Annotated in this window: 14 protein-coding genes; 7 read left to right on the top strand and 7 right to left on the bottom strand. The window is 36.6% G+C overall.

Annotated elements, in window-relative coordinates; all coding sequences use genetic code 11:
- The 3 genes from L1D46_RS17715 to L1D46_RS17705 all read right to left on the bottom strand — a co-directional run.
- A partial coding sequence (locus L1D46_RS17715) for a hypothetical protein (RefSeq protein ID WP_239977972.1) occupies positions 1-221 on the bottom strand: 221 nt, incomplete at its 3' end.
- Positions 222-387: 166 nt separating this feature from the next.
- The gene (locus L1D46_RS17710; protein ID WP_239977971.1) at positions 388-1,722 is read right to left on the bottom strand and encodes a P-loop NTPase fold protein; all 1,335 of its coding nucleotides are present in this window, start codon (positions 1,720-1,722) and stop codon (positions 388-390) included.
- Positions 1,723-1,852: 130 nt separating this feature from the next.
- Positions 1,853-2,548, bottom strand: coding sequence for a toll/interleukin-1 receptor domain-containing protein (locus L1D46_RS17705; RefSeq protein ID WP_239977970.1), 696 nt, complete (start codon positions 2,546-2,548; stop codon positions 1,853-1,855).
- Positions 2,549-3,570: 1,022 nt separating this feature from the next.
- Between L1D46_RS17705 and L1D46_RS17700 the strand changes: the two genes are divergently transcribed.
- A complete protein-coding gene (locus L1D46_RS17700; protein WP_239977969.1) occupies positions 3,571-4,101 on the top strand; it encodes a hypothetical protein in 531 nt (176 codons plus the stop codon).
- A gap of 583 nt (positions 4,102-4,684) precedes the next feature.
- Here L1D46_RS17700 and L1D46_RS17695 read toward each other — a convergent pair.
- Positions 4,685-5,272, bottom strand: a complete 588-nt coding sequence (locus L1D46_RS17695) for a hypothetical protein (RefSeq protein ID WP_239977968.1) — start codon at positions 5,270-5,272, stop codon at positions 4,685-4,687.
- 345 nt (positions 5,273-5,617) lie between these two features.
- Here L1D46_RS17695 and L1D46_RS17690 point away from each other — a divergent pair, with 345 nt between their 5' ends.
- The 5 genes from L1D46_RS17690 to L1D46_RS20940 all read left to right on the top strand — a co-directional run bounded on the left by L1D46_RS17690 (position 5,618) and on the right by L1D46_RS20940 (position 7,796).
- The gene (locus L1D46_RS17690) at positions 5,618-5,770 is read left to right on the top strand and encodes a hypothetical protein (RefSeq protein WP_239977967.1); all 153 of its coding nucleotides are present in this window, start codon (positions 5,618-5,620) and stop codon (positions 5,768-5,770) included.
- 55 nt (positions 5,771-5,825) lie between these two features.
- Positions 5,826-6,035: a hypothetical protein gene (locus L1D46_RS17685; RefSeq protein ID WP_239977966.1), complete on the top strand. Its 210-nt coding sequence runs from the start codon at positions 5,826-5,828 to the stop codon at positions 6,033-6,035.
- A gap of 118 nt (positions 6,036-6,153) precedes the next feature.
- Complete coding sequence (locus L1D46_RS17680) at positions 6,154-6,693, top strand: hypothetical protein (protein WP_239977965.1); 540 nt, start codon at positions 6,154-6,156, stop codon at positions 6,691-6,693.
- Between the two features lie 28 nt (positions 6,694-6,721).
- Entirely contained in the window at positions 6,722-7,588 is an 867-nt protein-coding gene (locus L1D46_RS17675; protein WP_239977964.1) for a hypothetical protein, read from the top strand.
- Between the two features lie 82 nt (positions 7,589-7,670).
- Positions 7,671-7,796, top strand: a complete 126-nt coding sequence (locus L1D46_RS20940; RefSeq protein ID WP_275668494.1) for a hypothetical protein — start codon at positions 7,671-7,673, stop codon at positions 7,794-7,796.
- A 6-nt stretch (positions 7,797-7,802) separates the two neighbouring features.
- On the opposite strand, the gene L1D46_RS17670 is transcribed toward L1D46_RS20940, so the two are convergent.
- The gene (locus L1D46_RS17670) at positions 7,803-8,183 is read right to left on the bottom strand and encodes a hypothetical protein (RefSeq protein ID WP_239977963.1); all 381 of its coding nucleotides are present in this window, start codon (positions 8,181-8,183) and stop codon (positions 7,803-7,805) included.
- Positions 8,184-8,242: 59 nt separating this feature from the next.
- Entirely contained in the window at positions 8,243-9,835 is a 1,593-nt protein-coding gene (locus tag L1D46_RS17665) for an ATP-binding cassette domain-containing protein (protein ID WP_239977962.1), read from the bottom strand.
- A gap of 408 nt (positions 9,836-10,243) precedes the next feature.
- On the opposite strand from L1D46_RS17665, the gene L1D46_RS17660 reads away from it, so the two are divergent.
- Positions 10,244-10,951, top strand: coding sequence for a metallophosphoesterase (locus L1D46_RS17660; RefSeq protein WP_239977961.1), 708 nt, complete (start codon positions 10,244-10,246; stop codon positions 10,949-10,951).
- Here the strand turns inward: L1D46_RS17660 and L1D46_RS17655 are convergent.
- A complete protein-coding gene (locus L1D46_RS17655; RefSeq protein WP_239977960.1) occupies positions 10,943-11,314 on the bottom strand; it encodes a hypothetical protein in 372 nt (123 codons plus the stop codon). The genes L1D46_RS17660 and L1D46_RS17655 overlap by 9 nt on opposite strands.
- Between the last annotated feature and the right edge of the window lie 141 nt (positions 11,315-11,455).

Below are 11,455 nucleotides of genomic sequence, written 5' to 3'. Positions count from 1 at the left end.
GAAACAATATTGCAACACTCCGCAGCCTTACAAAATTCAATTTCGTTAATAAATCTGAACTTCTTTTCGGTTACCGAAGTAGGTTTTAGCAACTTTAACGCAAATAATTTTTTATTATCATCTTCTATTTTGAAGACTACACCAGAACCTCCCTCACCGAGAGTTCCAAGAACCGTAAACTCAACTCCATTTAGTGCAAGTTTTTTATTTTTCTTTATCACTTATTACCAACTTTAAACTTAAACACAACAATTTAATAGTGCGCTAATTGCTCATTTTTCTGAATATAGGGGAAAGTTGTAAATTCTGAATATAAAAAATATATCAAAATAAAATATTCAATGTCCGCTCGTAGCGGACTTTCAAAGCAAGTTTGTTATACCACCACTAGCTTGGATTTATTTCTGTTAACCATGAACTGATTGTTTTGAGATAGCTTTTAGGTGCTCTCACTGTTCTATTCAGTTGAATCTCTCTTTCTTCTAACATACTTTGTCTAGTAGCGTCGTCAGCCAAATCGAAGCGTATAAGCTTATTAACATATTCAAGGGAGTGATATGACTCGAAGGATCCGATTTCGTCTAACCTCGCTGCATTAATAATATTATGAGAATCTAATTGCCCGTTAACAGGTTTCAAGCAATTTGGGTGGCAAGCTTTCAAATAACATACCATAGCAATCATATACTGATAATTCTCGTAATATCTATTATCCCCCAACATATTACTTATAATAGCGAAATATGACAGCATGCGTTCTATTTCTCTGAATGATGGCTGATAAAACTTAACGATATCATTCAGTACTGAAACTGAATCAGCATTTACGATAACTTCATTTTCCTCTTTCATTACAGAAAGAGCACTTTGTAAGAATTTATAACCATTATCTTCATATTCACTTGCGACACGGGGCATCGTTAACCATACATTAATAAACTTATGAAGATAATTTGTTGGGTCTATTCCTTGACCATATTTGGATTTGATTGATTCTTCTAGCTGCTCTCTATTAGTAACTAGAAGGAAGGTAATACCTTTAACTGAAAACAAATGCTTAATTTGTTCTAATAACTCTAACGCAAAATCAGGCTTACAGCGGTCAAGTTCATCGATGATAAATACAATCGGCTTGCCACCATTCATTTCATTAGCAAAAGTAGATAAATGCTTTCTAAACTCTTTTAGAGCCAACTTATCTTTTTCTGCGTGCTCAAACCTTTCTTTTATCAAGTTATCAACTTGATCCGAAACCAAGTTCGATATTTCTTTCTCTGCTGCGTCTACCGCACTACCATCAACGATTCCGGCGGTACCAACTTTTACTGATACTTTCAAAGCACCTCTGAAAAGAGACTTAGCTGCCTTTGCTGCTTTATCCTTAAATTTAGCCTTTCTTTCTTCATCTTCAACTGTGATAAGTTGATAAATTTCGGAAGCCAATGTCAGGAATGGGTCTTTTTGATAGTCATTCTCAAAAGCATCAAAGTAAATAGATTTAATTTCAGGATTACGTTGGTGCTCAAGGTAACCTCGCCACATTTTAATAAATGTACTCTTTCCTTCACCCCAACCCGAATCTAGAGCTATAACCGGACTTCCACCTGAGTTTTCAACAAGGTTAGCAAGCCTTTCACCAAAACCTTTTCGATTGAATATATCAATATCCGGACTAAATCCGCACTCATCAGAAATCTGAACTTCAGGTACAACTATCCTCATACTAAATCCTTACATTGATATATTCTATAACGTCTATATCGGGGATATAACGCTCGCATTTGCACTGGTTTAGAGCGCAGCGGAGAACCAGCCCGACAACATGCGCTTTTTGGAATTATGCTTTACCGGATTATAATGTTACTAATTCAGCGATTTTTTCAGCTATCTCAGCCATTGAATCTTCCGAAGAGTCTAGGCCAGATCTTGACGCAAGTAAGGGACTCACATTGCGAAGAGCGTCGTACGTTGTATTGTGCACGATTGGAACTAGCCGGTTCCCGGCTAACAAAGCTGATAGTTCTTTATCAGCGACACTCTCTTTCGGAAGACGCTCCAACATTGCTGGAGTTACCAGAACAAGGCCTACTTTTGAATTTGCTAACCCCTTGTCGATGGCTCTCATCATCGGTACACCCAGACCAAGATCTTTTTCACTGAACCAAACTTTTACACCAGCAGCTTCGAGTAAGTCATGCAGCTCCTTAGCAGACTCTTTACGGTCGGCCCAAGCATGACATAAAAATGCATCTCGAATATCTGGTTGTAATGTCGCTTTAACCTCAACAGCATCTCTGACAGGGGTTAATGATTGAATTTGAGATGAAGTATAAGAAACCGAAGAGTTCGGCTTAGACCAACGCGGTTTTGAGCTTATGGAACTACTTCCACCAGTACTAGACGAGCGACTCGTACCAGAATAAGACGTATATGATGGGCTATAACTACTATAGCCGCCGTACCCACGACTTTTATAACGGCACGCAGGACAATTTGCTTCGGCTGCCGCTGAGCTATGTCCCCGTACTGGTGCGGTGCATCTTGCCATGATGTTTTCTCCCTTTATTGAATATAGTTCTACATCGTACTACCGAGAATTCATGTAAACAATCAATATATAACTGCCTGAATTATCAAAATACGATTCTATGAATCGAATTATTAATAACTTACACATAGCCAATAAGAATTACAATTATTTAGGCTACTCTATAACCGAGATTTTACTTATTAGAGAATGGATAGAATTAAGTTACGAAAACATGCATAAAAAATAGCATGGAAATTAGCAAATTAAATGTTTATGAATTTTTTAACGAGAAGCCACTTAAATTGCATAACGAGAATTGATTATTTATACATTAACACTTTGAATACCTGCTTCGCTCCAAGCAGATTTTTAGAGCAATTACACTGACTCTTTTTGGGGCACTAAATGAGTTAGCGGAACGTCCGCTTAGTAGACTAAAGCCAATAACACTGGATGACGGCGACCATCTCTTAAACGCAGATAGCTTTCAATCAAATAAATTCTGTATCTATTCATCAAAACAGCAAAACCAAATATGAGCCAGTTAAGCTGAACACTTAGCAAAATTTTAAACTGCGGCGAATGGTTTGTTATTTTTTTGGTCCTACTCAATCTTTTTTCACAATATTTTAGTGACACTTCCGAGATTTTAGTGACACTTCCGAGTATTACTTCGATGTTCGTGCTTTACTTAGATTTTGCCTTAAGGAGAGCACGATGTCCGCAGCTCAAGCCCTCGAAAACCGAATAAGAAACCGCTGTAATAATGTCGTATTCTATGTGCCATTGATCATAGAACCGCCGTTTGCATTCATTATAAACCGATTGCTAAGTACGCTATCTAGCATAGCAGAAGGTGGCATGGTGGAGGTATTGTATATAGATACTTGCTCCAATACAGGTATTCCTACTGTGCAATTGATGCTACCACCCTCGGTTAGCAATGCTATGGTGGACTCGTTATTTGATGAAACTCAGATATTGCTGCACCGCGCTGCAAGGTTGGACAGCATTCATTCCTCACAGAGGGAGGTCTTCTAATGAACATTTTGTTTCTGTGTACCTCAAACCTCAATCGGAGCAAGACTGCTGAAAGACATTTTGCAACTAAAGAGCCGCATATTCATTTTCGATCAGCAGGTTTGAGCAAAAAAGAATGTCAGCGCAACGGCACCATACTCTGTACCGAAGAAATGCTAGTTTGGGCAGACCTTATTTATGTAATGGAAGCAGAGCACATTCGCCGAATTGAGGAGTACACAGGCACTAAATACCTCGATAAAATTTTAAACCTCCACATTCCGGATGTTTACCAATATTGCGACCACGAGTTAATTGAGCAATTGGATGCTCGTCGTAAGGAAATGCAGTTAGAGGAATTGTTTGCGCGTATCGAATCACCGTCATCTCATGCATCAGCCTTACGTTTATTTCAGGTCAGTGAAAAGGAGCTTGCTAAAACGTTTAAGCCAGACGGCATATACAACGAACAAAAGGATACCGAAGCTCCGAATATTCATCCGACTAACAGCAGTCTTGCCCAGGATAAGCCGGATAAAGGAAGTCAGTGACATGTAACCCATGGACATTTGAAGGATGTTAACAACGTCGATTCTGAAATATGTGTCAGTGAAATTTACAGATTATGAAATAATGACGTAACTTGTTGTTTTATAGTCTTCAGTATTATGGGTTCTCATAGGAATCACCATTTTAAGGTTTTTTAGCCCCTTTTTTGCTTAATTTGGGTTTTCACGGTTTTATAGTTTTTTATAAACTGCTCATTTTTACTTTGTAAATTTTCAACCAAACTTACTTCATTCCAATAAGACTACAACGATGACTTTTTACAAACCTAGATTTGAAATGCCTTTCTTGTACGGCTTCCCAAAAATATAAAAGCAATTTTTTCACTGCCTGTAACCGTAATGGCTTTAAGTTCATTGACTATGATTTACTGTTCGTTATAACCAAAGCCACTTAGATGCCCTACAAATTCAAATTGGGCAGCTGTACGATTTGATTTAAGTAAGTTAGACGCTGAATATCATTGGTAATGAATTAATCAAAATGAGTGATCAACTGCTTTGTAAGAATTTACAATTTCTGAATATAAAAATGATTTATTAATTTTAGACTTTCAAAAACTCCCAGTTACATTAATACGTAGCCAACTACGTACCAGCCAATTGGCCAAAACGCTAACAAACTATATGTGATTAGGTTTGCATTCCTAACTTTAGTCTTAATGTCATTTTTATTGAGTCCGGTATCTGCAAGCATTTTCTTTGAAACTAAAAATTCAGACCACCATGATACAAAATAAAATGGAATAAGTAGGAATAACCCCGCAAATAAAATCATCCAATGTAAGTCAGATTCATAAGGGATTAACCAAGGTGCTTGCCATGTTACTGCTAACATTTTGCCGACAAATGTATCTATGCCATACGCTGCGCCACCACCCGTCAGCATTTGTATTAAAACAAGAATAACCCAAGTTAAAGGAACCCCAACAATTGTAGATACTAAGTTTGAAACAAATGCTGTTTTTACCGATAGTCCTTTGGTTAAATCTAAACTCTTTTGAAGGTATATTGCTTCAATAGCAATTATTGGTAACAAAGAGATCGAATACACAGGCACTGCAAGCATAATCATAGGTAGTCCTGCATTTGCTGAAGCACCAAATGAGATAATAGCGAGTGGAAATAAAAATAGATAAATTATGAATTTTTTCAAAACTATCCTTAGTGTTCTGTTCTTCCTTATACTTAAGTGTCAATTTAACTTAATGTTATTTCCAAATCAAAGTCTACTTAAACTATCTGTTTATTCACTTAATTTAAGCTAGGCATTGGGCTTAGCTTCATAAGCGTTACTCGGTCTAACGAACTTTAAATATGTCTCAGATAGCAATATTTATCCTGTAGTTTCGTTATTTTTTCACCGAGTTTTTTTGATTACTTTTTTTATCTAAGTAATGTCTGTTTTCACTGCGGCAACGGTGGCGAACGCGCCACTAATTTGTACAATTTCAAGAAAAGTAAGTTTATTGAGTTTGCATCGACTGTCATGCCCTACTCCATGGCTTATACCAAAACTAATGTACAAGGCTCAGCAAATGAACAAAATACTCAGCTTATTGGCCAAGACATTGCGCGTGAAGTTGTGGGTGTTGTTGTATCGAACATTCAAAGTAATGGCGCAATTATTCGCTCGATACGTGGCGCTGCTTAGTTGTTAAGTAATAGAGATTCGTGTAAAAAGGAATTTTTTTTACGAGGGAATGTTGATGTCACAGAAAACAAAAAAGTTAGGTTGGTTTATCAAAGTCTTACCTTTCTTTTTAATAATACCTACCGCATTATTGTCAATTTTTGTTGTTACTTTTGCTATAGACTTTCCAACATACTTAGGAACAGAAAAGGCCTGGTTAAATACTGCGCAAATCTTGAATGGTATTTTAACCCCAATATTAACTTTTGCGTCCATAGTTTTATAGCGTTAACTTGGCTCACCACCAAGAAAGAGATGGAAAGTACAAGAGAACAACTTAACAAGCAGATTCTTTATCAACAAAAAAAGATGATATAGAGATAACTTCTCGACAAGCTTTGAATTTGAATCAAAAGATTAAAAAAGAACAGCGAATAGCAGATTTACTTGATTCAACCCTTGTTTTCGAATTCCTTGAACGGCTACACTCAATAAATGATCGTAATATTAATAACTTTTACTCAACACTATCTATTTATGTGGATGCAGATAAAATATCATCTGAAGAATATGCTGACACCGTTTATGAAAAAATAGGAGGTTTTAAAACGTCCCTAGAGTTTTTGATTGTACGCGGTGCATTAATTGCACACATGCGTGGTTTTGACTTCGACCCTCTTACATTTTTTAAATCTTTCCCCAAAAACTCCGAACAAAGCATTAGGGACCTTTTTTATGATGTTTTCTGTCTTCTATTTTTAACACGGCTTCAAGACTACCCAGAAGTCAAATCATTCTATTACCTAATAGACAAGATCCAAAACAGCGATAGTGAATATAAAACTGCTTTAATACAAGAACTAAACTTATCTATAGATAGCTCTATTTCTTATGCATTAGTTTCATTAAACCTTGACTTAGCTCCTGATTGTCTTGATATTTAAACATTTAATCAGGCTAGCAAAGCGTAACATGATAAAAACACCATCAGAAAAAGATTACTTAAAAGCTTTAATCATTTTTGCAATCATTATCCTTTTAGTTGCTGCATGGTCTTTTATAAGAACATTTGGAAAATCAGTTTCAAATGAGCTAACCGTTTGGGCCAATACCGCGACGTTTATAAGTGGAATAGCGACCCCTTTACTCTCAGCAATTTCAGTGTTCATTCTCTACTTGGTATGGAAGGATAACCGTATTGAGCTTGCTGCGACAAAACAGGCACTTACTGAACAATCGGACACTCAAAGCTTTAGTGTAATCAAAGATGCTGTTTTTGATGTCGCAGGCGAAATTAAGACTGAACTTAATAGAACCGTATTATTTGCTTATGATGAAAAAAGATGCTTTTTGGAGTTGGATAGCTCTAATTTGTATAAATCTCTTATAAAAGAAACTGATAGCGAATTTTTAGACAAAAAAATTATAAAATTAGACCTCTTTTTAGAATATTACTATGAGCTGTTTCGTCCACATGACAATATTGACTTAAAACCAATAAACAGTAATGCGCTAAGACAATTGATTTTTTCGAAACCCTTTTATTCATGTATAGATAAAACAAAAATGCTAGGCCTATTTCTCTCTAAAGTTAAAAGTGATGAGTACAAAAGCATTTTAAAAATAACACTTTTCACAAAACTTGGGGTCTATACTTGCTTACTCATGACGGAAATTTCACATCGCCTGTATTATGATTCAAAATATAATGATGATACGGCACTACTTGTATTTCGTGAGGTTGCTGAATTAACATATAGCCAACGTGAAGGAAAATTTTTTATCAAATCATTACCTGATGTTGTAGTTAACGATTTAATCAAGCTTAAGATAATTTAACGATGTAAACCCATTTCCAGCCGAAAGCTAATCCCCTAAATTTTATACTCGTTACCAGTGTTTTACTTAAAGCCTGGTAACGATGACAGTTCCAATTCCCTTACCCAAACACCCTAAACGCTCTAACTTTAAGTTAGTGCCGAATAGCCAAGTGCATTTAAACAAAGCCAATAACGCCACTGAGGGGTATGATCTTGAAGGTATTTAGGGAATTTCACTTCGCCCAATTAAACGCCCTAGCAACGCCTAGTGCTATTTCATGCAGAACCACAAAACCAGCGCCATAAATGGTGGCCCAAAACGGTATGTTTATAAAATCGAGTGTTGAGGTTGATGATGAAACGGCAACTTCTTGGTAATTAGTAAGCCATGGGTAAAAACCTACGCTGTAGAGAATAACAATAGGTGCAGCAAAGAGTACTAAACGTAGTTTTCGTGCTTTAAAAAACGGTATAAATGTAGCTCCTAGCATCAATAATAACGGCACAAACACGAAGACTACAGAGGTAAAATCATTGAGCTTCATGCCTAAACCAACGGTTACAATCAGCATGAATAAAGCAATAAAAATGCGGTAAGCGGCTGTAAAATTCATTGTCATTCCTTGTAATAAACCTACAACCACCCTAGCATGGTAATTTTTAAATGTATATTTTATATGACAATTATCTTATTGCACTCGATACTTTCTACGAAATACTTATCATGGCTTACTACTATAAACCCACCTTTAAAGTCTTGTAATGATTTTGCTAATAACTGTTTTGATTCAAAGTCTAGGTGATTATCAGGCTCATCTAATAACAAGAATGCAGTGCTTTCAATATTACTAACAATACACATGGTTAGTTTCATTTTCTCGCCACCACTCAAAAATGCGGCGTGTTTAAATACAGCATCCTTTCTAAAGCCAATACTTGCAAGTAAAGTTCGCGCGGTGCTCTGGCTTAAATCTTTACAGTAAGTCATGAGATTTTCAAGCATGGTTAGCTCGTTGTTTATGAGTGTAAAATGTTGGTCTAAATAATAAAGAGCTTGGTTGCAATATAACTCCCCTACTTTAGCTGGTATCTCTCCTATAAGAGTTTTAAGTAAGGTTGATTTTCCGGCGCCATTAGCGCCAGCTAAATGAACTTTATCATCACTGTACACCTGAAAAGTTAGCGACTTTTGGGCACCATATGCTAATACTACATCATCCAGGCTGAGTACTTTGTGATGCTTAGCCTCATCTGTTTGCGATAAATAAAATTGTTGGGCTTTCACTTGTTCAAGCTGACTTAAAAATTGTTGTTTATTGCTATTTAGCTTACCTTCTCGCTTAGCGGTATTTTTACTTTGCGAAGATAAATTTGCACTGGCTTTATCTTTTTTCGCATCCATTAACACTTTAGGTTGGCTACCAGACTTTCTAAGTGCTGCGCCCTGAGCTGCTCGCTTAAGTGTTTTTTGCTGTTTTAATTGCTCTGCTGCTTTGAGTATAGTTTGCTGTTTAACAACGTGGTTTAGTTTGTTTGCAAGCGCAGCAACTTGCTTGTGCTTTTGACTTTGGTATTGTGAAAAACACGTACCATATTGTGTTAAACCAAGGGTTGTTAGTTCCCATATTTCATGTGCTTGTTCTAATAATTCTTGGTCGTGACTAATCAGTAATATTTGTCCTTTGAATTTGTTAATTTGCTCTATAAGCCAGCGCTTACCGTGTGCATCTAGGTGGTTTGAAGGTTCATCGAGTATTAAAATATCGTGATTAAAGAAGTTAAATAACGCCCAGAGCTTTAATTGACTAAACTGGCCGCCGCTTAAATATTTGCTTGCTTTACAGTCACTCAAAATTTCAGTATCAGTGCTTTTAACACCTAGCCTCAAAAGCTCTGCCTTAAAGCGCTCTGGTAAGTCCCAATTGTCTTCTAGCAAAGTTAAATTTTGCTCTGTAACTTGCCCTTGGTTTATCGCTTCAAGGGCATTAAACATAGACTCTAAGCCAATAGCCTCTGCAATTGTTAGATTATCAGCCTGATTTACATCGTCCATTTGCTCATAAAAGCCAAGGGTTGAATTATAAACAACCGTGCCAGAGCTTGGCTTTTTTTGCTTAGCAAGTATTGACGCTAATATAGATTTACCGCAGCCGTTCCTGCCAACTAACGCAGTAACTTTTGCAGTGAGAGAAAATGAAAGGTCGTTAAATACAACATCGCCATTGCCATGTTGATAACATAAATTGAAAGCTTGAAGTTGTGGCATAGTGCCTCCTGTATTACAGGGGCAGTGATACCAATTCACAATAATACTTAATCATTTTGAGGGATAAAACCTGCCGCTATCTTCGTTAAAAATATCTCATTAAGAACAACTTAATAACGAAATTTTTGCCTTGTTATCGACGATGTTTTATTGCCTCAAAATAGACAACTTAATTAAGAGAATTGGTATTAGGCATTTGATCACACGAGAAGGAATATAATGTAAGTGATAGTGAGCAACGCCTACTAACCCTGTTGGTCCAAAAAGATAAATTGAAATTGGATAACAGGTTTAGATGTTCATGTTGGCGGCTACTCCTAAAAATGAGCTCTTATAATAACCATCCACTGCCTAAATGGCAACGAGTTATGTTACTCTTAAGCCACTGAACATTTAAAGGAATCTATTTTGAATTTAGTTGAAAGCCAGCATGCCTCACAAAACCCTATTCAAGTTAAGCTGCAAATTGCTGAACATAAGCGTGTTTTTGTCATTGGCGATTTAGATGCAGATTTAACTAAATTTGAACAGGCGCTCTGCTCTGTCAATTTTAATCCAAGCACGGATATTCTCTTTTCACTCGGCGATGTAATAGACCGGGGTGATAACAGCATTGCTTTATTAAGACGTTTTAAAGAGTTGGGTGTAAACATGTGTTTAGGTAACCACGAGCACATGCTACTTGAATCATTATTAGCAAATAATGAAGATTATTATCGCTTATGGGTTGAAAATGGCGGCCATTGGCACACCCAAGCAACCGATGAAGAGCTTAAATTTGTCTTTCAGCAACTTCTAAAATGCCCTCTTTCTTATTTTGTTGAATACGCTGGTATAAAAATCGGCCTCTCGCATACCACGTGCGCTGATTGGGATTGGAATAATCCAACAAAAGATAAAGAAAAAGCTATTAGTTTACTACTTTGGGATAGAGCTTTAACCAAAGCAAAGAAGCCAGTAATAAACCCAAGTATCGATTTTTCAGTGCACGGTCATAACACCACTAAAGAGCCTTATTGGCTAGGTAATAGCTATCATCTTGACACAAATTACCTCAGTGGTAAGCCTACTATAGTTGAGCTTAAAACACTGATTAACCAGTTTTCATCAATGTAAGCTTGCCAGTCGTTCGGCAGTTTGATCATCAAGGTATTTTTTATAGGTGAGCCGTGCATGCCACAGCTGCTCATCGTTTTCTTGAATGTAAATAATTGGGCCAGCAACTTTATTCGCTAAGCTAGTTAATTTACTGTATTCACGGGTATCAATTATGCCATCGCTGAAGTAGCTTCGTGCCGTATTTAAAAATTGCTCTTCTTTATAGATATCGCTATGCCAAATTAACGAACGATACATACTTGCTGTTATTTCAGATGGCTTGTCATTCGAACGAAAGAGTTTCACTTCTGTATAAATTGAATTACCGGTGATTACAATCCCTATTAACGACAACGTCGTAAGAGTCATCATCCATTTCATGCTCTATTCCTCAAAATTAGGTACTAACCTAACTATAGGTGATGAAGATGAATGTATGCTGTTTATTTAATTAATTAGGATTGGTAAAACTATTTTCAAGATACTTAATTCTTGTTTTAAATGTTGTTTAATGTATTAGGC

The sequence above is a fragment of the Pseudoalteromonas sp. Isolate3 genome, assembly GCF_022398505.1.
GTDB classification, from domain to species: Bacteria; Pseudomonadota; Gammaproteobacteria; order Enterobacterales; family Alteromonadaceae; genus Pseudoalteromonas; species Pseudoalteromonas apostichopi.
Note: the sequence above shows the minus strand (reverse complement) of the source record. Positions and strands in the feature narration are given on the sequence as shown.

What these genes read in the sequence shown, in the direction of transcription:
- L1D46_RS17710 (WP_239977971.1), bottom strand. Translation starts at nt 1,722, where the DNA reads ATGAGGATAGTTGTACCTGAAGTTCAGATTTCTGATGAGTGCGGATTT.
- L1D46_RS17705 (WP_239977970.1), bottom strand. Translation starts at nt 2,548, where the DNA reads ATGGCAAGATGCACCGCACCAGTACGGGGACATAGCTCAGCGGCAGCC.
- L1D46_RS17700 (WP_239977969.1), top strand. Translation starts at nt 3,571, where the DNA reads ATGAACATTTTGTTTCTGTGTACCTCAAACCTCAATCGGAGCAAGACT.
- L1D46_RS17690 (WP_239977967.1), top strand. Translation starts at nt 5,618, where the DNA reads ATGGCTTATACCAAAACTAATGTACAAGGCTCAGCAAATGAACAAAAT.
- L1D46_RS17685 (WP_239977966.1), top strand. Translation starts at nt 5,826, where the DNA reads ATGTCACAGAAAACAAAAAAGTTAGGTTGGTTTATCAAAGTCTTACCT.
- L1D46_RS17675 (WP_239977964.1), top strand. Translation starts at nt 6,722, where the DNA reads ATGATAAAAACACCATCAGAAAAAGATTACTTAAAAGCTTTAATCATT.
- L1D46_RS20940 (WP_275668494.1), top strand. Translation starts at nt 7,671, where the DNA reads ATGACAGTTCCAATTCCCTTACCCAAACACCCTAAACGCTCTAACTTT.
- L1D46_RS17670 (WP_239977963.1), bottom strand. Translation starts at nt 8,183, where the DNA reads ATGAATTTTACAGCCGCTTACCGCATTTTTATTGCTTTATTCATGCTG.
- L1D46_RS17665 (WP_239977962.1), bottom strand. Translation starts at nt 9,835, where the DNA reads ATGCCACAACTTCAAGCTTTCAATTTATGTTATCAACATGGCAATGGC.
- L1D46_RS17655 (WP_239977960.1), bottom strand. Translation starts at nt 11,314, where the DNA reads ATGAAATGGATGATGACTCTTACGACGTTGTCGTTAATAGGGATTGTA.